The organism is Chryseobacterium sp. MP_3.2 (assembly GCF_035984805.1).
Classification (GTDB): domain Bacteria; phylum Bacteroidota; class Bacteroidia; order Flavobacteriales; family Weeksellaceae; genus Kaistella.
Map to the genome: position 1 here is coordinate 1 of NZ_JAXCHW010000010.1, position 22,475 is coordinate 22,475.

Sequence of the window (22,475 nt, forward strand, 5' to 3'; positions counted from 1 at the left end):
CCTACAAAAGAAAAAACACTAGCGATAACGTTATCGCTAGTGTTTAATTATTTAATTTTGTTTAATAATCTGTATCGCTTTTTTAGGACGGGACATGTTTTATCAGACATTAATTTAGTTCAATTGGATTGTATGGCTTTTCTTTGGGTTTTTCAGATGTATTCACTGGAGAAACCATAACTTCAGATGTTGAATTTATAAATTGAATGAAGTTTGTTACAGAATTTTTCTTTAATTCAGCATATTTTTCTTTGGTAGTAGGGATGACTTTTCCCATCTTGCTATTGGTGTTTATATATTTGTTTTTTTCAATAGCAATTGCTTTAAAAAGAAAATTATTTTTGGTATCAGTTAATTTTAATATCAAACCTGGTAATCCTTGAAATTTGTAAGGTCCATCAAATACAGGAATCTCTGTTGTAAACCAAGCTATATAATCTCTTCCTGCAAAATGTGCAGTTGCTTGGATTGTTTGGTATCCTAAAATTTGTTCATCTTTTTTTAAAATTTTCCAAGGAATTGTAGGAATTTGTTCAAAATAAGAATAAGAATTGTTCATTATTTTATCTGAGAATAAAAGTAGGCTCGATTGATAATCTTTCGTGATGAAGTAAGAATTTTTACTTAGTCCATATTTTTCCTTAATTTTCAAAGCATTTGCAAGATCAATTCCATTTTTCACGTCATCTTCTAAAAGAGAGTCTCCGATTTGTTTAAATTCACTATAAAAATAAGATTTATTATCTTTTATAGCTAAAATCATGAGATCCTCTTTTTCAGATAACTTGTTAGTAGAATCTGTCAGATAATTATATTGATAAGAAATTTTCATGATCTTTTTTTGAGCTGAAAAAATTGCTACAGAAAATAACAAGATGATTATATATTTTGTTTTCATTTTTTTCTTTTAAAAGCATGATCCTTAATCTTTAAGGATCATTCCTAAATTACAAACTAGGCGCAATTTCCCGCATCAAACCCAATTATCCATGTGTTAATTTGACTGGATGTCCAAGAGTTGGGAGAGTCCACATTATATGAATTTCCGCACGAGGTAGTAATCATTATCATCCGTTTTTTTGAAATTAGGGTTGCAGCTTCCACAATCTTTTTATTTTGCATTGGGCTAACCTCTAATCCTTTTGCAAAAGCTAGGGATGCAGATCCCAACATGAAAACTGAAAGTAAAAACAATTTTTTCATAATAAAATTTAATTGATTAATACTCTAAACTAAACCTAAACCTATGCAAGTTTTTTTATCGCTTTCTCAATATTTTTTTTATTATGTTAAGTTGTAAATCTGCAATGTTGAAAACTTTTCATTATTTTGCACCTTGATATTTACGTAATATGGGACTACATTTAACTCCGATTGATGTTGTGGAAGACATTTCTAAAGAAGATTTTCGAGAAAAGTATTTAATTCCGCGCAAACCAGTTGTCATTCGCAACATGGCGAAAAAATGGCCGGCTTACCAGAAATGGACCATGGAATACATGAAAGAAACCGTGGGCGACGTAGAAGTTCCGCTTTATGATTCCTCCAAAGCAGATCCAGCCGCACCAATTAATGCGTCCGCAACTAAAATGAAATTTTCGGATTACATTGATTTGATCAAAGAAAAACCCACAGATTTAAGAATATTTCTTTTTGACCCAATTAAAACGGCCCCAAAACTTCTGGATGATTATATCTCTCCGAAAGAATTAATGGGCGGATTCTTAGATAAATATCCAAATATGTTTTTTGGCGGAAAAGGCTCTGAAACTTTTCTTCATTATGATATTGACATGGCGCATATTTTCCACACGCATTTTAATGGCAGAAAACATGTTTTGCTTTTTGATAACAAATGGAAAGAGCGTTTGTATCAAATTCCCTTCGCCACTTATGCCTTAGAAGATTATGACATATCTAATCCTGATTTCGAAAAATTCCCAGCTTTAGAAGGTGTACAGGGTGTAGAATGTTTTCTGGAACATGGCGATACGTTATTTATGCCGACAGGTTGGTGGCATTGGATGCGCTATCTAGACGGAAGTTTTTCCATTTCGCTGCGAGCTTGGGATAAATCTTGGGCGGTAAAAGCAAAATCGCTTTGGAATCTTACAGTTCAAAGAAATTTTGATAATATTTTGAAAGCTAGATTGAAAGGAAAATACATGGTTTGGAAAGAAAAAAAAGCCATCGAACGCGCCAATTACGCTTTGAAAAAAGGTTTACCAAAATAAATAAAACGCTTTTAGATTCTATATCTAAAAGCGTTTTTCCTTTTATTTCTTCTTGAGCAATTGAATTGCATCTGTAGAATAAAGAGCGATGAAAATCAATACAGGCTGAAAGAGAAGTCTGATTAATCTTTTAGCATCCGTATCTAAACCAAAACCATCCCGCTGTTCCACATATTGGGAAATATTTCCAGGAAATATTAAAATGAAAAAGATGGCCAACGCTAATCCGACAAATTTTCTCTGCTTCTTCCAGAAAAGCACACTCAATCCAAAGAGAATTTCTACCACGCCGGAAGCAAGAACCACAAAATCTTTGGAAAGCGGAATCCAATCCGGAACCTGCGCCTGAAAAGTTTCCCTTGCGTAAGTCAAGTGACCGATTCCTGCTAAAAGCATGAAAGCACCCAAAACTATTCTTATCAAATTTTTAATCATCGTTTTAATTCTTGAATTTAAATGACATGTGGAATTTACAAAATCCTATAAATCGGATATAAACCTACGCTTCCTTCATAATATTCGGAATGTTTGTAAATCCAGTCTAATTGCGCCTTTCCATCTTTTGCAAAATCTGGATTGGCTATTTTTTCAAATTCAAAAGCGGTTTTCAAAACTTGACTATTTTTCAATAAATCAGTAGCCGTATCTTCGAAAACATAATCGGAATAATATTCTTTCTGACCCAAAATTGCATCAAAAAAATTCCAGTTGAAAAAAGAATCGGTAGCTTCTGGTTCCAAGGTTTCCAGCAAATATTTTACGCCATTTTGTTTTGTACTAACTAAAAAATCCCCACTTCTTATTTTAAAATTTTTTTTTTCCGCTTTAACTTTCGTGTCGTAATGAGCATAGTGACCTTCGTAAGGATTTTTCATTGTTTTGTAATCAGAAATTTGATATTGCTGGGCAAAAACAGTAGAATCTTGCTTAATTGAAGTCATTTTAATGCTATTCCGGTGGAGATGTTCTAAGACCTTTCTTTCAGATTTTGGGATGACATAATAAGACGGAATTACAATTTCTTTCGTAGGAATATATTGATCGTAAAAATTCACTTTTCGAGTGAAAGGTTTGCTTTGATCATAAAATAGACGAGGCTTTCCAGAAACTTCGCTAGGTTTTTGACGCGCTTCATAGCCTTTAAAATCAATTAGTTGATATTTGGTACTGTCTAGTTTCCATTGAATAGGATATTTCATCTTAGGCTGATAATCTTTTAAGCTTTCTGCCATTTTTTGCTGAATTTCTTTCGCGTTTTTAGAGGTGTAATTGATGGAACTTACCATATTTTCATAGGTAGCGCGAACGCGATCTCTATAGGGTTTTAGCATATGTGTTTCCGCAACGGTTCCCATCGTATTAAATAACGTGGTATAACCTGTTGCATATCTCGGGGAATCCATAAAAGTAGGAAAACCGGCATCCGGAGAATCACCGTGAATATTGACATAAGGTGTAGTAAGAATACCTTTCTTTTCTAAAGTCTGTATAATCTCTGGTTGCATTTTTTCATTAAAATAGGTTCCCAACGTTTTTCCCAACCGTTCTTTATTAGTAGAAATATAAGTGAACAAGTATTGATAATCCGCGCCGTTTGAAACATGATTATCAATAAAGTAGATCGGTTTGAAATGCTGGAAAATCTGTTGAAAAGCTTTGGCATTTTCGGTGTCATTTTTAATGAAATCTCTATTCAAATCATAGTTCCGGGCATTCCCACGGAAACCATATTCTTCCGGACCGTTTTGATTGGCGCGGCTGAATTTACCTCTTCTCTGCATTCCTGAAATATTATAAGCCTGGATAGCAACAATTTTTAAATTTTTAACTGAAAGTTTTCCGGTTGCAAAATCGCGCATCATCATCATGGTGGCATCTATTCCATCAGGCTCACCCGGATGAATTCCGTTATTGATAAGAATTGTGGGAACATTTTTATCTTTTGAATTATTAAAAATGACCACTTTTATGGGTTCGCCATTATCATCCGTTCCAAAATTTTCTACAGTAATGGTTGGGAAATCTTTTGCTACCTGATTGTAGAAACTAACCATTTCTGCGTAGGTGTTGGTTTGATTTCCGTTGCCTTTTTCGTAAGGAGTTTGAGGCTTGGTTTGGGAGAGAACTAAGGAGGAAAGTAAGATAGCGAAGATTGAAAAAAATTTCATTAAGATTAATTTTAGTTTGGTCAAACGAATTTATATAAAAAATTCCTGAACGAATTCAGGAATTTATATTATAAGATTAATGATAACTACCAATTTATTACAATCAAAAATATAAAAATTATTGAAAAAGCACTTTAATAAAGACTCTTTTCAAAACTCCATTTCTTTCAATTGAATGCACTGTGACTTTTGGAGTATATTTAGAAGCATAAAAAACTTTATTATTAATCAACTTTACATACCCAATTTTATACTCATCTTTATATAGTGCAACAGCGTATTTATCATAATTATTATCTTTTTCCAATATAGGCTTTAGTATATCTCTTTCATTCAATAAATTACTTCCAATTTGAGTCTTGGATAATCCCGAAATTTCAGTTATGAAACAAAGATCTTTTACTGGATAGAAATCTGCTAAAAATTCAAAATTATCAGTAGGGACAAGTCCTTGCGTCATAGCTAATAAATAAAAGGTATCATCTCTTTTATTTGTTTCTATCATCCAAAAGTCATAAAAAAATTTTGAATCACTCCTTTCATTTTTAATTAATCTATGTCCAAAAATATCTAAAACATTTGAATCATAAACTTTATTAACATCTGGGAAACCTTCAAAAAGTAGAAAACCATTTTTTCTAGCTTCTTCAACTCCTTTTTTGAGATAACTAAATACAACTCCTTTGGATGAATTTTTTTTTATTCTTCCTACAGGAATTCTACTTCCACCTTTACCTGTTCTCCAAGTTAAATCTATATGTTTAATTATCTTTTTCATTACAAAGACAATAGTTTTTCTATACGCAAATTTAATATTTTTATAATAACATCTTTTCTTTCTGGTGTTATCTTGTATTCGTTACAAAAATCGGGCAATTGACTATCGATATAGAAAATTATAGCTTCTATTTCATCAATTTTAAAATTACTCTTAATAACCTTTAATCTATTATTGACGATTTCGCCATAATTATTCAGCAAATTTTCAACTAATTCAAAATGAGTAATTTTTTTTCCTTCCCAATGAATTTCGGATTTACCTTTATTTATATATCGTTCAATTATTTGAATGTCTTTATTCATTTCCAAAATTTCCGCATTATTTTTTTCTCTCGCCAAACAACAACCTGAATCATAAATAGGGGAAAATCTGCTAGTGTTATTAAAATTTAATCTGATTACATTATTACTCTTTCTTGCGTTTTCTACTTCCTGTTTTCGCTTATTTACAAATGCATTTTTTACTTTTGTAAATAAATTAGTTTCTACTTTTTTACTTAAAGGTTGACTCTTTTCATTTAACGATATTTCAATATATTTTCTGATAAAGCCCCAATTTTCTTGATGTCGATCGGAATTTCCAATTACGCAGTCAAATATTATAGTGTCAATTAAAAAAGGGAGATGGATATTGATTTTATGATGAATTAAAGCATCATTAATAAATTTAAATGTGTAGTCTTTCTTATCTTTAACTGGATCATAATTAGGTGAATATCCTTTTAAATATGTTATTCCCTCTGTAAGCCTTTCATGCTTTTCAATAATCATAGACTTAGATAAACAACCAATCTTTTGAATATGATTCGAATCATAACCAATATTATAATCAAGCATTTCGAATCCTAACGATTGACCAATCTTTGAAGATATTATTTCAGACCAAAATTCTAACGGATATCTGATACTTCCATCAGGAGCCTCTTTCGAACCTTTAAAATAGTAAATTTCTTCTTTTTCATTGAGAGCAACAAATTTTGCTCTAGTTCCTCCTGTGTTAACAAAATTTTGTTTTTGCCATAGAGTAATATCTTTAAAGGAAGGAATTAGTTTTTCCATTTTGGATCATCTCGAAATTATCTTGGATAAAAATAGTCAAAAAAAATTCGAGCTTAATCATTCAACTTCAACACCGCCATAAATGCGGATTGTGGAACCTCTACTCTACCGATTTGTTTCATTTTTTTCTTTCCTTCCTTTTGTTTCTCTAGCAATTTACGCTTACGGGAAATATCTCCACCGTAACATTTTGCGGTAACATCTTTTCTTAAAGCTTTAATGGTTTCTCTTGCAATAACTTTCGCACCTAAAGCCGCCTGAATCGCAATGTCAAACTGTTGTCTTGGAATTAGTTCGCGCAATTTCTCACACATTCTTTTCCCAATATAAAAGGAATTGCTATCATGAATTAAAGAGGAAAGTGCATCTACCATATCACCATTAATTAAAATATCCATCTTCACTAATTTAGAAGAACGGAACCCAATTGGGTGATAATCGAAAGAAGCATAACCCTTTGAAATAGATTTTAAACGGTCATAAAAATCGAAAACAACTTCTGCTAAAGGCATATTGAAAACGAGTTCTACCCGATCTGCGGTTAAATAACTTTGGTTCACAATTTCGCCGCGTTTTTCGATACACAAAGTCATTACGGGACCTACATAATCTGATTTCGTGATTATAGAAGCTTTAATAAAAGGCTCTTCTACGCGATCCAAAGAAATAGGATCCATCATTTCTGAGGGATTATTAATGAGAATCATGGTATCTGGATCTTTTTTATTGTAACCGTGGTAAGAAACATTGGGAACAGTAGTGATCACATCCATATTAAATTCCCGATCCAATCTCTCTTGCACAATTTCCATGTGAAGCATTCCTAAGAATCCACAACGGAATCCAAATCCTAGGGCGGCAGAACTTTCTGGTTCGAAAACCAAGGAGGCGTCATTCAATCTCAATTTCTCCAGAGAGAAACGAAGTTCTTCAAAATCTTCGGATTCTATGGGATAAATTCCTGCAAAAACCATAGGTTTTACTTCTTCAAAACCATCGATCGGTTCTGTTGCGCCGTTTTCAAAAGTGGTAAGAGTATCTCCTACTTTAACTTCTCGCGCATCTTTAATTCCAGAAATAATATATCCTACATCGCCCGTTTTAATTTCTTTCTTAGGCGTTTGTTTTAATTTTAATGTACCTACCTCATCGGCTTCGTACATTTTATTGGTGGCCATAAATTTAATTCGTTGTCCTTTTTTGATGCTTCCGTTGACTACTTTGAAGTAAGCTTCAATGCCACGGAATGGATTGTAAACTGAATCAAAAATCAAAGCTTGGAGTGGACCATCTTCATTACCTACTGGTGCAGGAATTCTTTTTACGATATGTTCTAACAGATCCAAAACGCCTTCCCCGGTTTTACCAGAAACACGCAATACATCTTCATATTCGCACCCAATTAGATTCATGATTTCATCCGTTACTTCTTCTGGATCTGCGGAAGGTAAATCAATTTTATTAAGAACCGGAATGATGGTTAAGTCATTTTCTAAGGCTAAATATAAGTTACTTATCGTTTGAGCCTGAATACTTTGTGCAGCATCTACAATTAGAAGCGCACCTTCACAAGCGGCGATTGAACGGGAAACTTCATAAGAGAAATCTACATGACCCGGAGTATCAATTAAATTGAGAATATATTTTTCTCCATTTAATTCATAATCCATTTGAATAGCGTGCGATTTTATGGTGATTCCGCGCTCTTTTTCAATATCCATATCATCTAAAGTCTGGGACTGTAGTTCTCTTTGTGTAACGGTATTGGTATATTCTAAAAGTCGGTCTGCCAAAGTTGATTTACCATGGTCTATATGTGCAATAATGCAGAAATTACGTATGTTTTTCATTTAAGAATCTTGTATTTGCAAAGATAGAAAAAGAGAGGCAATAATGCCTCTCTGTGTATGAATCTATTTTTAGAGTCTATTTGCCGTAAATATATTTACCAGACAACGGATCAATGTAGATTTTTGAAGTCGGTAATTTGCGGGCAGCTTTGTTTTTTGCACTGGTTTCTATGGCACCAATCCCTGCTCCGATAAGGCCAAACATTCCGTAAGTAGAATTCATTTGTGCTGGATTCAAGGTGCCTTCATTGGAAGTTACAAAAAAGCCTTTATCATCTTTTTCTAATTCTAAAAATCCTCCTGCTGTATTTAAATGCGCCTTGTTGCCATCTGAATAAGCAAAGATTTTATATGATGGAATTGTCTCCTCCCCTTTCTTAGCGCTTTTTACTTCATTATTTGCATTCCGAATCAATTCATAACCCAATAATGGTGATTGAGAAAAGAAACTTTCGAAATCTGAATAAATACCCGAAGCCAATTCTGGATTTTTATTAGCAGCTAAACTAGGGACTAAAAAAGTTTCATAATCAGATAAAGATTCCTTGCTCAATGCTAAAGTAGAAGGAGTTTTGGTATAAGACTGATTTAGTAGGGACTGAAATAATTGTGTCACCGTTAATGCAATACCCATAGGATTTTCTGGGAAATCTTGATTTGGTGTGTATAAATTGTTTACTCTGCTTAGAAAGAAATATTGCCCCTCTTTTTCTAAAAACGTGCTCGCTCTGAAATCAGCAGTAAAGTGATTTTTTTCATCTTCTGTGGGATTATTTGCAAAGTGCAGTTTTTCCAATACCAAAACAATGTTATTGTTTCCTTTTGGGTCTTTGTTATATTTCAAGAACCACTCGTTAACGAAAATTTCAGCATCATTTTTTGGGAAGATAAACTGTACTTGTTTACCTTTAAAAGTAACAGTTCCCAGATCTTTGCTCTCACGCAGATCAATAAAGGAGACACTTTTTGTAGTATTGGATTTATCCTTAATGGTTCCCATCACATAAATTTCCTGCGTTTTTTGGGAGAAAGCAAAAAGGGGAAGAAGAAGAAATAGATATCTAAACATTTTGAAATTATTTTTGACGAAATTAACATAATATTTCAAATTTTAAGAAAAAAAAACGACCTCTACAAAATTAATTGCAGAGGTCGCTTCAACATTAAAAAAATAAACTATTATGGTCTCCTACGCTGCGAACTTGGATTTCCAAGCCCGTCTTGTTTCTTATCTATAATTTTGTTGCGCATTTTTCCCTCTGTTTGATACATCTGGAGAACTTGCTGTGGTTTAATCACTTGCATAAATTTTTGCGCGTACATTTTTCTATTATCCAAAAGCTCCTGCCCAATTTCAAAACTTTGATTCAATTGCTTTGTGGCTTCATCATCACTCAGGCTTTCATAATCTGCTTCCGACTTAAACTTTCTTTTGATGGCTGCTTGCTTTTCTTGATACTCTGCGTACAATGTTTTAAACTCCTCTTCATTTGTTTTCGGCACGTCTAATTCAGAAACCATCATGTCTTCTCTAAATTGATTCAGCAACATGGTCCTCTCTTTAGGATTCATTTTTTGAATGATTTCCTTTCTTTGATCGGGTTTCATTGTTTTCCAATCATACCTTTGCTCCTGTGCGAAGGTGATTTGTGAACTCAATAAAACTACACCTAATAATAAAATCTTTTGCATGGTTACTTGCTTTAATTGTACAGATCTAAATAAATGTCTTGCTCTGTATTTCTTCCTAAATCCGCTAAATCTGCCGAAGTAAAACTTGATAGAATCTGATCCATCGGCATGTTCTCTTGCTGCGTATTTATTTTAGTGTTTTCTATTTTTGCGGTGGTCATTTTTCGAGTTACTGTAGCTATTGCTTTCGGCCGCTGTGCATTTATTTCAACACTTTTTACTTCCTGAATTTTATCTTCTTTTACCCTTTTGTCAGTATAAGAAATATGATCTACAATTTTTGGCTTATCTGCTAATATTGAACTCTTTATGCTATCCAGATTTGCACTCGCAACTGCCATTTCCGTGTTTTCTGTGCTGCCCTCATTATTAACTAAAAACGTAATTCCGAATAGCAATGCAACTGCGGCGGCGGCTGAATATGCCCAATTCATTTTAAAAAATTTTCTTTCCTTCACAGGAGCAGTTTCTTGGAGCACCTTTGCCTGCATTTGTTCAAAAAAGTTATCAGGAACCTGATAAATATTCTTTCGTTCTAACTTTTCTATATCTAAATTTTTCATTGGAGAAAAAATTTTATTCCGTATAATTTTCTTTAATATAAGCCTCTACTTTCTGTTTTGCATAATGGTAATTGGTTTTACATGTTCCAACTGACATTTCTAAAACGGTAGATATTTCCTCATAAGGCAGTTCATCATAATATCTTAAGGTGAACACCAATTTCTGTTTCTCGGGCAAGGAGTGAATTGCTTTTTGCAATAATATCTGAATTTCTTCTGCTTCTACTCCCGCGTTATCTGCTACTAAATTTTGAAGATGATATTCTGACCCTTCGTCACTTTGCTGCATCTTTTTCAATTTATTAAGTTGTTGCAAAGATTCATTTGTTGCTATTCTGTACAGCCACGTATATAATTGACTGTCTTGCTTAAACTGATGAAAATTTTGATACGCTTTTATAAACGTGTCTTGCAAAACATCTTGCGACAGATCGTGATCCACTAAAAATCTTCTAATATGCCAATATAACCTACTCTGGTAAGCATCCATCATCAAACGAACTCCTTTTTCACGGGTTTTTTCGTCAGACATCATTTCGATAATTTCGATTTCCTGGATCTTCATTGAGACGCTTTCATTATTTTGATTATAAATCTACTTAAAAGTTAAATAAGTATTTCAATTTTTAGTCCAAAGCAAATTAATTATCTTTGTTCATAATTAAATTCATGAAGATTGTAATTCTCGGATCGGGCAATGTTGCTTATCATTTAGCGAAAGCTTTTTCTGAAAAAGGAATTTCTCTTGATCAAATTTTTGGCCGAAATGAAAAGGATTTGAAAGAGATTTCTGACGCCTTCGATGTTCCTTATTCTACTAAAGTACTAAAATCTGCAGATTTTTATATCGTTGCGGTGAGTGATGATTACGTAAATGAAGTTTCAAAAATGATTACAGCAGAAAACTGTCTGGTTGCGCACACTTCTGGCTCTTTACCTGTAGCCGTTTTAGAAGGAAATTACAGGAAAGCAAGTTTTTATCCGCTACAGACTTTTTCTAAGAGTAAAAATTTAAAATATTCTGAAATTCCGTTTTTTGTAGAAGCAGATAATGCGGCTGATTTACATTTTTTAGAAAATTTAGCACAGAACATTTCTCCTCATGTGATGGCAAGCGATTTTGAAAAACGAAAGTATATTCATCTTACCGCCGTTTTTGCCTGCAATTTTGTGAATCACCTTTATGCACGAGCCAAAGAAATTTCGGATGCCCAAAATATTCCTTTCCACTATTTTATTCCTTTAATACAGGAAACTACAGCTAAAATAAAAGAAATTGATCCAAAATTTGCCCAAACCGGTCCTGCAATACGCGGTGATGAAAGAGTTTTAAAAGTTCATGAAGATTTACTAACGGACGAAGAACACCTTAAAATTTACCGCACAATGAATGATTCTATAAAAGAAATGTATGAGTTATAAAAAAAAATTAAAAGACATAAAAGCTTTCGTATTTGATGTAGATGGCGTTTTCACAGATGGCAGTGTATATTTAATGCCGGGTGGAAATATGTGTAGAGTCATGAATGTTTTAGATGGGTATGCTGTAGTAAAGGCCCTTAAAAATAATTATGCCATCGCGGTTATTACAGGCGGAAATGATGAAGAAGTTAGAAATAGGATTCATTATTTGGGGATCAAAGATTATTATGCAAAATCACCCGACAAAATGATTGATTTCAACAATTTTAAGGAAAAATACACTCTCAAAAATGAAGAAATTTTGACGATGGGCGATGATTTACCCGATATTCCAATGATGCTTAAGTCCGCCATTTCTGCTTGTCCAAAAAATTCCGTTCCAGAAGTGAAAGCAATTTCAGACTATATTTCTTCAATTGAAGGCGGAAAAGGTGCCGTGCGGGATGTGATAGAACAGGTCATGAAAATTCAAGGAAAATGGGTGGAAGATAATACCCAAAGCATTTAAAACATTTATGAAAATACTTTTAGGTTCTGGCTCACCCCGAAGAAAAGAATTATTACTCAGTTTAGGATTTGAATTCGATGTGGTACCCATTGATTGTGAAGAAATTTATCCTGAAAAATTGCCAATTCCAGAGGTTGCCGCATTTCTTTCTACCCTTAAAGCAAACGCGTTCCGATCTTTGAAAGAAGATGAAGTTCTGATTACAGCAGATACAATTGTTGCTATTCAAAATGAGATTTTAGGAAAACCGAAAGATGAAGGAGAAGCCAAAGAAATGTTGAGAAAACTTTCTGGCCAAACCCACGAAGTTTATACGGCCTTTACGCTGAAAACTTTGAAAAAAACATTTTCTAGAACAGATGTTGCGTCCGTAAAGCTGGCAGAAATATCAGAGGAGGAAATTGATTTCTATGTGAAAAATTACGCTCCATTTGATAAAGCCGGGAGCTACGGAATTCAAGAATGGTTAGGAATGGCAAAAATTCAACAAATTATCGGCAGTTATTACACCATCATGGGACTTCCAACGCATTTGCTTTACACCGCTTTAAAAGATTTTGAAAACGCTTAATTCAAAAATAAAAATCATTATTTTTACACAAATTAATTCGGATTTTTTATACTAAAAGCTGGATTTGAAAGTTATTATGAAATAATGAAAAAAACTATATTCTTTCTTTTAGCAGTCGTGGTTTTCAACTCTTGTTCCACCCGGAAAAAGTCCAATGATTCCACATTTATGAAAGGTTTTTATTCCTACTACAATACGCTCTTTAACAGTAAAGATGCGCTTGAAACGGAATTAAGAAATCGAGATAAGGCCCACAAAGACAATTTCTACGCTCCTTACATCCAGCTTCTAACTTATGATGAGCAACCTCTTGGTAGCGAATTAGGTGGCGGAATGCTTTCAAATGATGGACCTACCGGACCAGGAAATAGGGGAAGTAGTGGTCCTGGTGTTCCAGGTTCGTCTAGAAATTCTGCCAATTCCAATTTTAATCCTAGCTCCTTCAATTCATCGGGTTCGAATTCTGCTTCTGGTACTAAAACTGGTGCAACTACCCTAGAAATTGCGGAAGCTAAAGCGTTAAAAGCGATTGCAAAGTATTCTGTAATGAAATCTGGAGAAGAAAAGAATAAAAGAATTTTTGACGCTAATATTTTATTGGCCCAATCGAGACTTTACCGTGATAAACCTCTGGAAGCTTTAGATGGTTTAAATTATGTTTTTTCTAACATGAGAAAAGATAAAAGAATTCCTCTTGCAAGAATCTATCAAGCTCTAGCTTATTCTAAAATGGAAGATTATGTACGTGCCGAAGAAGTCTTCACTGAGCTAAAAGAGGATAATCTTAAGAAAGATCAAAGAAAATTAATGAGTATTTATTATTCAGAAATGTTGCTTGAGTCTGGTCAAAAACAAAAAGCCGTAGAAGAATTGGAAGAAGCATATGCGGTAAATAAAAACAGAAAACTAAGAAGTAGGATCTCTTTTCTTCGTGGTCAAATTTTAGCCAATTTAGGCAGAAATGAAGAAGCTCGGGAAAGTTTTGTGACCGCTTACAAAAACTCAAATGATTTTGAATTTGAAGTGAAATCTCAGATCGAGATCGCAAAAACCTTTAACGGAAAAGATGATGATTACGAAGGTGCCAAGGATTATTTAGAGAAAATAAGTAAAAAAGGAACCTACGCTTCCCGTAAAAATGAGTTTTATTATGCCTTAGGTTTAATGGCGTATAAAGCGGGTAAAAAGGAGGAAGCCAAAGCTTATTTTGCACAATCGCTCACAGAAAAAGTTTCTGATCCACAAATTAGAGGGTTAAGTTATTTTGAAATTGGAAAAGGCTATTTTGAAAATAGTGATTATTTGGCGGCAGGCGCCTATTACGATTCTGCTTTGACGGTGATGACTTATGAACCCTCAAAAAAATTGCTAAAAGAACAATCTCAAAACATCAAACAAGTTTCTTCTAACTACTATTTAATCAAGAAAAACGACAGTATTTTAGCCTTGACTCGAATGCCAGAAGCTGAAAGAATTGCTTATTTTTCTAAATTCATAGAAGATATTAAAGTAAAAGAACAAAAAGAAGAATTGCTGAAAAGACGCGAAGAAAGAAACCAAGGATTTGATACAGGTGATTACTCTGCCAATTCTGTGTTTGCAGGAACTGCGGGTGGTTTTCAAGATTTCGGAGGCGGCAAAGGTGGATTCTATTTCGCTAATTCCAGCACCATTGCAAAAGGGGAATCCAGCTTTAAACAAATTTGGGGAAACCGTGCCCTGAATGACAATTGGCGAACTTCTGCACGGAGCAATTCCATAGAAGATCTAAAGAATGAAGCCATGGGAATTGGAACAGCTCCAGATCCGAGAAGACTAGAGCCCAGTTTTTACATCGAAAAAATCCCAACGAATACTGCCGACATTGCAGCTTTGAAAAAAGCACGTGATACTGCAAGTTTAGGTTTAGGGAGAATGTATGAGAACTTTTTTTCAGATACACCACTTGCTACAAAAACATTATACACTTTGGTAGATTCTGCACCAGAAGACGACATTAAATTACAGGCACTTTATCAAGCGTTTGCCTTTAATTACGAAAAGAATCCCGCAGCTGCAGAAAGAGCGAAACAAATGATTTTAAGTGATTTCCCTTATACTTCTTATGCTGAATTTGTAAGAAATCCAAGGAATAATGAGTTTGCTAAATCTTCTGAAGAAGTAGAGAAGGTGTATGAAGAAGCCTTCGATCTATACAGTACCGAAAAATATGCAGAAAGTAAAAGTTTAATTGAAACTGCGTTAGAAAAATATCCGAAAGACGGTTTGGTTCCAAAATTCTCTTTGCTCAATGCATTTAATTCCGGGAAAATTGCAGGTAAAGAAATCATGATTTTACAACTGGAACAAATCGCCTTGAATTACGAAAAAACACGGGAAGGGGAAAAAGCCCGAGAAATGCTGAAATACCTCCAAAGTGATTTGCAGATTGAAACTACTGATGCTTCTGGAAATAAGATTGACAATACTAATACTGCTCCAATCCAAGATCAAAATGATATTTCGACCCCGAAAATGAATGAGAAAGTGAGAGAAAATGAGATTAAAAATCAAGGTCCACCAAGACCTGGAGAACCAAAAAAACAGGAAGGCTTAATTGCTCCGGATCAATTCCAACTTCCCCAATTGGAGTTGAAATAAAAAAAGGCGAAGTTTAATCTTCGCCTTTTTTTATCTTATCTTTCTTTTTGATTCCCTGAAAATCTTTCAAGTAAAATGGTTCAAAATATGCCACATCTTCAAAGTCTTTTTCTGAAAATTTTTGCGCTGCTTTCTCCACCAAAAATTTCGCTGAAGGATAAATCGTATCATTAAAATCCGCGAAACTTAATCCTACGATAACCTGAACTTTTTTAGCGCCATCACCCACGAACAATACTTTTTTATCTGCAAATTCTTGAAAGGAAAATTCATCTAAAATCATGGCTTCTGTTGCAGAATTTCTTTCTCCCGTCTTCCCATCAAATACGGCAGTGTATACTTCCATCCGTCGCGCATCAAGCAGAGGAATAATAAAATCATATCCTTTATCAATAAAAGGCTGTACAAGTGTTTCTATCGATTCCACCGCGATGAGCGGAATATTTAAACCGTAGCAGAAACCTTTCGCAGCAGAAGCTCCTATACGAAGTCCGGTATAAGATCCCGGACCTTTTCCTAAGCTAATAGCGTTTAAATCCTGCAAAGAGATATCAGCTCCTTCCAAAGCCCATTGAACATAAGTATGCAGGCTTTCTGATTGCTTGTAATTTTCAGAAACCTGTTCACATAAACACAGTATTTTCATGTCCTCAGATATGGCAACAGAACAATTTTTAGAAGAGGTCTCTATATGGAGAATTTTCATGGTAAGAAATGATTTCAGATGATCTGTATTTTATTTATCTTTATTTTTATACACCGTTCTAGATTCACTTTGCGCAGTTGGATAAATGGTCATATCAGAAACACAAACATGTTTTGGCGCATTGATACAATAGGAAATGGCATCTGCAAGATCTTCTGCTTTTAAAGCTTGAAATCCTTCATAGACAGTCTTGGCGCGAACTCCATCACCTTTAAAACGAACTTTAGAAAAATCTGTTTCCGTCAAGCCTGGCTGCAAATTAGTTACTTTGATGCCAAATTCTGTGAGTTCCAAACGCATTCCTTCAGAAATAACATCTACGGCTTTTTTGCTGGCGCAATACACGACACCATTCGCGTAGGTTTGTCGAGCCGCCGTAGAAGAAATGTTAACAATATGTCCAGAATTTTGTTTTTTCATTCCTGGAATTATTAATTTTGAAATGTAGAGAATGCCTTTTACATTACCATCCATCATTGCGTCCCAATCTGAAACGTTTCCGTTTTCCAGGGAATCCATTCCGTGAGCGTTTCCAGCATTGTTAATGAGCACATCGATATCTTTCCAATCTTCTGGCAGAGAATTGTAGGCCTTTATTACCTGATTATTATCTCGGACATCGAACTTTAAACTAGTTATTTCGGTTTTGGCAGAAAGCTCCGTTTTCATCTGATTTAAAACCGCTTCGTTTCTACCGCAAATAATTAATCGAAAAGCTCCTTTTGCCAAAAGCTCAGCTGTGGCTTTTCCGATTCCAGAGGTTGCTCCGGTAATTAAAACTGTTTTCATAATTAAGGAATTTAATTGGCATCAAAAGACTGAAATGCGTCCTCGATGTGGGTAATCTGTAATTTTTTATGTTCATCTGGTACCACGGTGATAATATCAAAACGAACTTCTTTGTCTATCTCATTGCTTTGCATATAGTAATCTGCACACTTCACGAGCGATTTTATTTTTCCTTTGGTCACTGCTTCCTGTGGTTCCATAAAAAAATCCGTGCCTCTCGCTTTTACTTCCACAATAATAACGATTCCTTCAAACTCCGCGATGATATCGATTTCAGCTCTCTGGTAACGATAATTTCTACCCAAAATTTTATACTGCTTTCGGGCTAAAAAATCGGTGGCTAAATCTTCTGCGAGAGCGCCAAAATCGTTATGTTTCGCCATTATTTGATGAATTGTAAAGCCCAATAAATAAGTCCAATTTGAAAAGGTAATCTTATAATAGTCCACCAAAAACCTTTCTTCTTTTTTACATAGAATTGCCGAGACATTTCAATATTCGCAGGGAATACTGCGACAAATAATGCGACGGCTGCATAGGCTCCAATCGTTTGAGTATTGGGAAAAAGCAGTAAAATTCCACATGAAATTTCTACTACACCACTGAGCAAAACTAAGGTCTTATGCGCCGGCAAATAGTGTGGCATAATGCTCATGAAGAATTTTGGTAAAAGAAAATGCATGATTCCTACCAAAATTAAAAATCCACCAAGGAGGTATTTAGAAATTTCAAGTGTTTCCATTAGAATTCTACTCTATTTTCGGCACCTACTTTCAGCTTAATTGTGGCGCCAATAATTAAGGGTCGGTTTTCAAATATATGTCCATTTGGAAAGGCATAAAGCGCCGGGAAATTATATTTTGAAATTCTTTCACTTATAATTTGGTAAGAAAATTCATCAAAACTCTCCTCGTAATTTTTATTTTCTTTTTCATCACCCATTAAGGTCATGCCGCCCACAATCAAGCCTCTGATTTTTCGGAAAACTCCCGCCAAATCTAAGCTTATTAACATTCGATCTAACGCATAATATTTCTCACCGATGTCTTCTATAAAAAGGATTTTATCTTTAAATTTGAATGAATAGGCCGTTCCTAAAAGTGCGTAAATCAAAGCTAAATTTCCACCAATTAATTTTCCTTCTGCTAATCCACTTTTGTTGTATGGATTCGGATCTATTTTATACTTAGGAAATTTCCCTTTTAGAATATCAAAAGTTTGGCTATAACTTTCTGTAGAGACGCCAAAACTACTGGTTTTAATGGTTTGTGCGTGGATGGAGGCGATGTTATCTTTCAGTAAAAGACTTTGAATGACTGTATTATCAGAATAACCGATGTACCACTTTGGATTTTTTTTGAAGTTGGTCATCTTTGCATGCTTCACCAAATGTTGAGCTCCATATCCTCCTCTAGATGCCCATATTGCGCTAATTTCATCCTCATTTATTGCCCAGTTAAAATCAGAAATTCTTTCTTTTTCTGTGCCTGCATATCCGTACCCGTGATTATATTTTGTGTACAAATGATTTCCTAAAACGGGCTCAAATCCGTGCGCTTCAATTAGTTTTAAACTTTGTTCTAATTGAGCCTCTTCTACAGATCCAGCGGGAGAAATAATTGCAATTTTATCTCCTTTTTTCAGGGATTTGGGAAAAATTATTGTGCTCATTGGTGAATAAGTTTTTGTTGAATTTTCTCCGCGTCTTCTAATTTTTGATCGAACTGATTGAATTTTTTAAAGCTTTGCAGGAATATTAGAATACTGAATGCAACCAAAACAAAACCTACTCCTCTCCTAATTTGATTGGTTAGTTTTTGCGTTAATCTGTTATGAAATTGCTTTGCTAAGGTAATTTTGAAAAAATCAATTACCAAATATGTTCCTACAACAAGACCCATATAAAGCAAGAAATCATGAAGATCTGGATAAGAATTGCGCACAGATATTACGGTGACAAGCCAAAAAAGTACAACCCCAATATTTAAAATATTAAAGAAAAAACCATTTACGAAGGTTTTAAAATAGTTTTGATTAATCATTTTTTCTTCACCCGCCAAATGCATTTTAGTCTTGGAAACCACCATGTAAATTGCGTAAATGAGAATGATAAATGCGGTAATTCTATAAAATCCTGGATGTTTATCAATGATTTCTACCAAATCTCCACTTGCAAAGTAAGCGGCAGCGATACAGATTATATCGGCCAGAATTACACCCAAATCCAATGCCATTGCATGTTTCGGACCACGTGTAAAACTTGTTTCAATGAGAAGAAAAAAGATAGGACCGATAAAAACAAGACTCAGCATAATGCCTAAACCGATTGCCGAGAAAATGAGTTCTAACATAATTACTGTTGTGATTTACAAACATTGTTGTCCTGCGAAAATACGGAAAGTTTGACAACATAAAGACCAAAATAAGGATAAAATAACCATCACAACCACCGAAAAACCTCTCAAATAGCACAATTAACCTCTGAATTGAGGTCATAAAAAAAGTATTCAGATTTCTCTGAATACTCTTGTACAATATATTTTTTAAAAAAATTACATAATTTTAAAATCCAATTGTTTCTGAATTAAATTGGCTTTCATCACCTTGATGGTTACTTTATCTCCCAATTGGTATTGATTGCCGGTTTTGCTGCCTTGAACCAAATGATTTTTAGCATCATAAGAATAAGAATCATCCATTAAATCCCGAAGTTTGATCAAACCTTCTGCACCATTTTCTGGAATTTGAACCCAGAATCCGAAGTCTGCAACGCCAGAAATAATACCGCTGAACTCTTCGCCCAAATGTTTTTCCATAAATTTAACCTGCATGAATTTGATGGAATCCCGCTCTGCATCTGCAGCCAATCTCTCCATGGCACTGCAATGTTTGCATTTTTCCTCGTATTCTTGTTTATTCGGAGATTTACCACCATCTAAATAATGCTGTAATAATCGGTGTGCAATTAAATCAGGATAACGCCGAATTGGAGACGTAAAGTGGGAATAATATTCGAATCCCAAACCGTAATGGCCAATCGGATTGGTAGAATAAATGGCTTTGCTCATTGAGCGCATCGCCAATGTTTCAATCATATTTTCTTCACCTTTTCCTTGAACTTCTTTGAGTAATTTGTTTAAGGATTCCGCCACTTTTTTAGTGTTGGCTAAATTCATTTCATATCCAAAAGTTCCGACGAAATCTCTTAAAGCCTCCAATTTAGTTGGATCGGGATCATCATGAATTCTGTAGATGAAGGTATTTTGAGTTGGTGTTCCACCTTTTTTTAAGGAAATAAATTCTGAAACTTTTCTATTCGCCAAAAGCATAAATTCCTCAATCAAGTGGTTAGAATCTTTGCTGACTTTAAAATAAACACCAATCGGTTGGCTGTTTTCATCTAATGTGAAACGAACTTCGCTGCGGTCAAAGGTGATTGCACCATTGTCTATTCTCTCCTTTCTCAATTGTTTCGCTAATCGATCCAGGGTTAAAATTTCTTTTGTTAAATCTCCTTCGCCAGTTTCTATCCTTTCTTGAGCGTCTTCATAAGAAAATCTACGGTCTGAATGGGTTATAGTTCTTCCGAACCATTCGTTTTGAACCTGAGAATTTTCATCAATTTCAAAAACTGCAGAGAAAGTATATTTATCTTCATTTGGACGCAGGGAACATACATCATTGCTTAAAACTTCTGGCAACATAGGAACAACGCGATCTACCAAATAAACAGAGGTCGCACGTTCATAGGCTTCGTCATCAATCAAAGTACCGGGAACTACGTAGTGAGAAACATCTGCTATGTGAACACCAATTTCCCAGTTTCCATTCTCTAATTGCCGGATGGAAAGCGCATCATCAAAATCTTTAGCATCTTTCGGGTCAATGGTAAATGTGCAGATATCTCGCATATCTCGGCGTTTGTCTGTATCATGAATCGTGCGGTCTATTGCTTCTGCTTCTGCCTCCACTTCTTCGGCGAAACTGTAGGGTAAACCATATTCTGCTAAAATAGAATGAATTTCTGTCTCGTGATCACCGGGAGCACCCAACACTCGAATGATTTCTCCTTCTGGATTTTTTTCTCCGGCTTTCCAGTCGGTCATTTTTACAATAACTTTGTCGCCATCTTCTGCACCGCCTATTTTACCTTTTGGAACAAAGATGTCTGTACTCATTGATTTTTTATCACTGACTACAAATCCGAAATCTTTGTGTTTGATCAATTGAAAAGTTCCTACAAACTGGTCTCTTTTTCTTTCTAAAACTTCTAAAACGGAACCTTCTAATTTTTTACCTTTAAAATTGTAGGTTACTACAAGGACTTTATCGCCTTGCATGGAATCTTTTACATTTTTTGAGTGGATGAAAATGTCATCTTCTACTCCATCAACTCTTACATAAGCATTACCAGCTTGATTAAAGTCGATTGTTCCTGTTAAAGTTCCTTCAATATTTAGGTTGATAATATATTTACCGTGCTCAACTTCCTTGATTTTTTTGTCAGACAGGAGTTTGTGAAGTGATTGTATCACTTGTTCGCGTTGACGCGGATTTTTAAAATCAATTCCATCTGCAATTTGTTTGTAATTGTAGATTTTGGATGAGTTTTCATTCATAAAATTTAAGATCGAGCGTCCTATTTGCTGGAGTTTTTGATCATTTTTATGAGATATAAATTTACTTTTATTTGCCATTTAATTTTTTCATTTGTTTTAAAGAGTTCTATTTTTAGCAGGTCGCTATTTTACTGACTCTGTTTTGGTGTCTTCCACCCTCGAATTCTGTAGTGAGAAATTTCTCAATAATTTCTATGCCTAATTCCGCCGCAATAAATCTTGCGGGAATTGCAATCATGTTTGCATTATTATGCAGCCTAGACAGTTCTGCCAATTCTGGCATCCAACACAATGCACATCTAATGCCTTGATGTTTATTGGCTGTCATTTGTACACCTTGCCCACTGCCACAAATTAGGATACCCAAAGTATTTTTACCGCTTTCTACCGATTCAGCAGCAGGATGTACAAAATCAGGATAATCTACGGAATTGCTTGATTCTGTTCCAAAATCTTCAATTTCAAAACGGTCTGAAAAATATTTTTTGAAAAGTTCTTTGTAGGCGAAACCTGCATGGTCGCATGCGATTGCTATTTTTATCATGAGAAATAGGTATACTTGTTACATTTACTACAAATTTAACACTATTAATGCAAATACACTTTTTTTTCACCTTGAAATAAAATTTCTAACATTAAATTTACGCCACATTCCTGCGTGAGCGATGGAAGTGGCTACCCCACAATCTCTTCTAGCAAGAAGAGATGTGGAGTAATAGCGGACACCGCGACCCGATCTACAAAAACACAGGATCATCTAAAAAAATAGGAGAGGGTCACGCCCAAAACGTATTGGTAAATTTGTTAACATCTTCCCTTATTGCTGTGGATAAGTGTGCGGAACTTTTACTTTTTTTACTGAAGTAAAAAGTGT

At 34.6% G+C, this 22,475-nt stretch carries 23 protein-coding genes; 5 read left to right on the forward strand and 18 right to left on the reverse strand.

Annotated elements, in window-relative coordinates:
• Nucleotides 1–109: 109 nt before the first annotated feature.
• A complete protein-coding gene (locus tag RCH13_RS11385; RefSeq protein WP_326987368.1) occupies nucleotides 110–898 on the reverse strand; it encodes a GLPGLI family protein in 789 nt (262 codons plus the stop codon).
• Nucleotides 899–1,352: 454 nt separating this feature from the next.
• Between RCH13_RS11385 and RCH13_RS11390 the strand changes: the two genes are divergently transcribed.
• Nucleotides 1,353–2,234, forward strand: a complete 882-nt coding sequence (locus RCH13_RS11390; protein WP_326987369.1) for a cupin-like domain-containing protein — start codon at nucleotides 1,353–1,355, stop codon at nucleotides 2,232–2,234.
• 42 nt (nucleotides 2,235–2,276) lie between these two features.
• Here the strand turns inward: RCH13_RS11390 and RCH13_RS11395 are convergent, their stop codons facing one another.
• From RCH13_RS11395 to RCH13_RS11435, 9 genes are all read right to left on the reverse strand, one after another.
• Nucleotides 2,277–2,657, reverse strand: a complete 381-nt coding sequence (locus RCH13_RS11395; RefSeq protein WP_326987370.1) for a DoxX family protein — start codon at nucleotides 2,655–2,657, stop codon at nucleotides 2,277–2,279.
• A gap of 47 nt (nucleotides 2,658–2,704) precedes the next feature.
• Nucleotides 2,705–4,402 (reverse strand): M14 family metallopeptidase, encoded by a 1,698-nt coding sequence (locus RCH13_RS11400; RefSeq protein WP_326987371.1) that lies wholly within the window; start codon nucleotides 4,400–4,402, stop codon nucleotides 2,705–2,707.
• Between the two features lie 118 nt (nucleotides 4,403–4,520).
• A complete protein-coding gene (locus RCH13_RS11405; protein WP_326987372.1) occupies nucleotides 4,521–5,180 on the reverse strand; it encodes a hypothetical protein in 660 nt (219 codons plus the stop codon).
• Nucleotides 5,180–6,241 carry a hypothetical protein gene (locus tag RCH13_RS11410; protein WP_326987373.1) on the reverse strand — a complete coding sequence of 354 codons (1,062 nt, stop codon included), beginning with the start codon at nucleotides 6,239–6,241 and terminating at the stop codon, nucleotides 5,180–5,182. Before RCH13_RS11410 ends, RCH13_RS11405 begins: the two co-directional genes overlap by 1 nt.
• Before the next feature lie 53 nt (nucleotides 6,242–6,294).
• Nucleotides 6,295–8,091, reverse strand: a complete 1,797-nt coding sequence (gene lepA / locus RCH13_RS11415) for a translation elongation factor 4 (protein WP_326987374.1) — start codon at nucleotides 8,089–8,091, stop codon at nucleotides 6,295–6,297.
• Nucleotides 8,092–8,167: 76 nt separating this feature from the next.
• On the reverse strand, nucleotides 8,168–9,160 hold the full coding sequence (locus tag RCH13_RS11420) for a hypothetical protein (RefSeq protein ID WP_326987375.1): 993 nt from the start codon (nucleotides 9,158–9,160) through the stop codon (nucleotides 8,168–8,170).
• Between the two features lie 110 nt (nucleotides 9,161–9,270).
• Nucleotides 9,271–9,783, reverse strand: a complete 513-nt coding sequence (locus RCH13_RS11425; protein WP_326987376.1) for a hypothetical protein — start codon at nucleotides 9,781–9,783, stop codon at nucleotides 9,271–9,273.
• 11 nt (nucleotides 9,784–9,794) lie between these two features.
• Nucleotides 9,795–10,346: a hypothetical protein gene (locus RCH13_RS11430; RefSeq protein ID WP_326987377.1), complete on the reverse strand. Its 552-nt coding sequence runs from the start codon at nucleotides 10,344–10,346 to the stop codon at nucleotides 9,795–9,797.
• 13 nt (nucleotides 10,347–10,359) lie between these two features.
• Nucleotides 10,360–10,911, reverse strand: coding sequence for an RNA polymerase sigma factor (locus tag RCH13_RS11435; protein WP_326987378.1), 552 nt, complete (start codon nucleotides 10,909–10,911; stop codon nucleotides 10,360–10,362).
• 104 nt (nucleotides 10,912–11,015) lie between these two features.
• On the opposite strand from RCH13_RS11435, the gene RCH13_RS11440 reads away from it, so the two are divergent.
• From RCH13_RS11440 to porW, 4 genes are all read left to right on the forward strand, one after another.
• Nucleotides 11,016–11,768 (forward strand): Rossmann-like and DUF2520 domain-containing protein, encoded by a 753-nt coding sequence (locus RCH13_RS11440; RefSeq protein ID WP_326987379.1) that lies wholly within the window; start codon nucleotides 11,016–11,018, stop codon nucleotides 11,766–11,768.
• The gene (locus tag RCH13_RS11445) at nucleotides 11,758–12,276 is read left to right on the forward strand and encodes a KdsC family phosphatase (protein WP_326987380.1); all 519 of its coding nucleotides are present in this window, start codon (nucleotides 11,758–11,760) and stop codon (nucleotides 12,274–12,276) included. Before RCH13_RS11440 ends, RCH13_RS11445 begins: the two co-directional genes overlap by 11 nt.
• 7 nt (nucleotides 12,277–12,283) lie before the next feature.
• Nucleotides 12,284–12,847 carry a Maf family protein gene (locus RCH13_RS11450; RefSeq protein WP_326987381.1) on the forward strand — a complete coding sequence of 188 codons (564 nt, stop codon included), beginning with the start codon at nucleotides 12,284–12,286 and terminating at the stop codon, nucleotides 12,845–12,847.
• Between the two features lie 84 nt (nucleotides 12,848–12,931).
• The gene (porW, locus tag RCH13_RS11455) at nucleotides 12,932–15,487 is read left to right on the forward strand and encodes a type IX secretion system periplasmic lipoprotein PorW/SprE (protein ID WP_326987382.1); all 2,556 of its coding nucleotides are present in this window, start codon (nucleotides 12,932–12,934) and stop codon (nucleotides 15,485–15,487) included.
• 13 nt (nucleotides 15,488–15,500) lie between these two features.
• Here the strand turns inward: porW and tsaB are convergent, their stop codons facing one another.
• The 8 genes from tsaB to rpiB all read right to left on the reverse strand — a co-directional run bounded on the left by tsaB (nucleotide 15,501) and on the right by rpiB (nucleotide 22,145).
• Nucleotides 15,501–16,193, reverse strand: coding sequence for a tRNA (adenosine(37)-N6)-threonylcarbamoyltransferase complex dimerization subunit type 1 TsaB (tsaB, locus tag RCH13_RS11460; RefSeq protein WP_326987383.1), 693 nt, complete (start codon nucleotides 16,191–16,193; stop codon nucleotides 15,501–15,503).
• A 30-nt stretch (nucleotides 16,194–16,223) separates the two neighbouring features.
• Nucleotides 16,224–16,982, reverse strand: a complete 759-nt coding sequence (locus tag RCH13_RS11465; protein ID WP_326987384.1) for an SDR family NAD(P)-dependent oxidoreductase — start codon at nucleotides 16,980–16,982, stop codon at nucleotides 16,224–16,226.
• An 11-nt stretch (nucleotides 16,983–16,993) separates the two neighbouring features.
• Complete coding sequence (locus RCH13_RS11470; RefSeq protein WP_326987385.1) at nucleotides 16,994–17,365, reverse strand: YraN family protein; 372 nt, start codon at nucleotides 17,363–17,365, stop codon at nucleotides 16,994–16,996.
• Nucleotides 17,365–17,724 carry a DoxX family protein gene (locus tag RCH13_RS11475; RefSeq protein WP_326987386.1) on the reverse strand — a complete coding sequence of 120 codons (360 nt, stop codon included), beginning with the start codon at nucleotides 17,722–17,724 and terminating at the stop codon, nucleotides 17,365–17,367. The genes RCH13_RS11470 and RCH13_RS11475 overlap by 1 nt, the downstream gene beginning before the upstream one ends.
• The gene (locus RCH13_RS11480) at nucleotides 17,724–18,653 is read right to left on the reverse strand and encodes a S66 peptidase family protein (protein WP_326987387.1); all 930 of its coding nucleotides are present in this window, start codon (nucleotides 18,651–18,653) and stop codon (nucleotides 17,724–17,726) included. The genes RCH13_RS11475 and RCH13_RS11480 overlap by 1 nt, the downstream gene beginning before the upstream one ends.
• A complete protein-coding gene (locus RCH13_RS11485; RefSeq protein WP_326987388.1) occupies nucleotides 18,650–19,333 on the reverse strand; it encodes a LysE family translocator in 684 nt (227 codons plus the stop codon). Before RCH13_RS11485 ends, RCH13_RS11480 begins: the two co-directional genes overlap by 4 nt.
• Nucleotides 19,334–19,534: 201 nt before the next feature.
• Entirely contained in the window at nucleotides 19,535–21,679 is a 2,145-nt protein-coding gene (rnr, locus tag RCH13_RS11490; protein WP_326987389.1) for a ribonuclease R, read from the reverse strand.
• A gap of 34 nt (nucleotides 21,680–21,713) precedes the next feature.
• A complete protein-coding gene (gene rpiB, locus RCH13_RS11495; RefSeq protein WP_326987390.1) occupies nucleotides 21,714–22,145 on the reverse strand; it encodes a ribose 5-phosphate isomerase B in 432 nt (143 codons plus the stop codon).
• Nucleotides 22,146–22,475: the final 330 nt, after the last annotated feature.

Excerpts from the sequence above, each read along its gene's own strand:
- RCH13_RS11385 (WP_326987368.1), bottom strand. The coding sequence starts at position 898 with ATGAAAACAAAATATATAATCATCTTGTTATTTTCTGTAGCAATTTTT.
- RCH13_RS11390 (WP_326987369.1), top strand. The coding sequence starts at position 1,353 with ATGGGACTACATTTAACTCCGATTGATGTTGTGGAAGACATTTCTAAA.
- RCH13_RS11400 (WP_326987371.1), bottom strand. The coding sequence starts at position 4,402 with ATGAAATTTTTTTCAATCTTCGCTATCTTACTTTCCTCCTTAGTTCTC.
- RCH13_RS11405 (WP_326987372.1), bottom strand. The coding sequence starts at position 5,180 with ATGAAAAAGATAATTAAACATATAGATTTAACTTGGAGAACAGGTAAA.
- RCH13_RS11410 (WP_326987373.1), bottom strand. The coding sequence starts at position 6,241 with ATGGAAAAACTAATTCCTTCCTTTAAAGATATTACTCTATGGCAAAAA.
- lepA (WP_326987374.1), bottom strand. The coding sequence starts at position 8,091 with ATGAAAAACATACGTAATTTCTGCATTATTGCACATATAGACCATGGT.
- RCH13_RS11420 (WP_326987375.1), bottom strand. The coding sequence starts at position 9,160 with ATGTTTAGATATCTATTTCTTCTTCTTCCCCTTTTTGCTTTCTCCCAA.
- RCH13_RS11425 (WP_326987376.1), bottom strand. The coding sequence starts at position 9,783 with ATGCAAAAGATTTTATTATTAGGTGTAGTTTTATTGAGTTCACAAATC.
- RCH13_RS11430 (WP_326987377.1), bottom strand. The coding sequence starts at position 10,346 with ATGAAAAATTTAGATATAGAAAAGTTAGAACGAAAGAATATTTATCAG.
- RCH13_RS11435 (WP_326987378.1), bottom strand. The coding sequence starts at position 10,911 with ATGAAGATCCAGGAAATCGAAATTATCGAAATGATGTCTGACGAAAAA.
- RCH13_RS11440 (WP_326987379.1), top strand. The coding sequence starts at position 11,016 with ATGAAGATTGTAATTCTCGGATCGGGCAATGTTGCTTATCATTTAGCG.
- RCH13_RS11445 (WP_326987380.1), top strand. The coding sequence starts at position 11,758 with ATGAGTTATAAAAAAAAATTAAAAGACATAAAAGCTTTCGTATTTGAT.
- RCH13_RS11450 (WP_326987381.1), top strand. The coding sequence starts at position 12,284 with ATGAAAATACTTTTAGGTTCTGGCTCACCCCGAAGAAAAGAATTATTA.
- porW (WP_326987382.1), top strand. The coding sequence starts at position 12,932 with ATGAAAAAAACTATATTCTTTCTTTTAGCAGTCGTGGTTTTCAACTCT.
- tsaB (WP_326987383.1), bottom strand. The coding sequence starts at position 16,193 with ATGAAAATTCTCCATATAGAGACCTCTTCTAAAAATTGTTCTGTTGCC.
- RCH13_RS11465 (WP_326987384.1), bottom strand. The coding sequence starts at position 16,982 with ATGAAAACAGTTTTAATTACCGGAGCAACCTCTGGAATCGGAAAAGCC.
- RCH13_RS11470 (WP_326987385.1), bottom strand. The coding sequence starts at position 17,365 with ATGGCGAAACATAACGATTTTGGCGCTCTCGCAGAAGATTTAGCCACC.
- RCH13_RS11475 (WP_326987386.1), bottom strand. The coding sequence starts at position 17,724 with ATGGAAACACTTGAAATTTCTAAATACCTCCTTGGTGGATTTTTAATT.
- RCH13_RS11480 (WP_326987387.1), bottom strand. The coding sequence starts at position 18,653 with ATGAGCACAATAATTTTTCCCAAATCCCTGAAAAAAGGAGATAAAATT.
- RCH13_RS11485 (WP_326987388.1), bottom strand. The coding sequence starts at position 19,333 with ATGTTAGAACTCATTTTCTCGGCAATCGGTTTAGGCATTATGCTGAGT.
- rnr (WP_326987389.1), bottom strand. The coding sequence starts at position 21,679 with ATGGCAAATAAAAGTAAATTTATATCTCATAAAAATGATCAAAAACTC.
- rpiB (WP_326987390.1), bottom strand. The coding sequence starts at position 22,145 with ATGATAAAAATAGCAATCGCATGCGACCATGCAGGTTTCGCCTACAAA.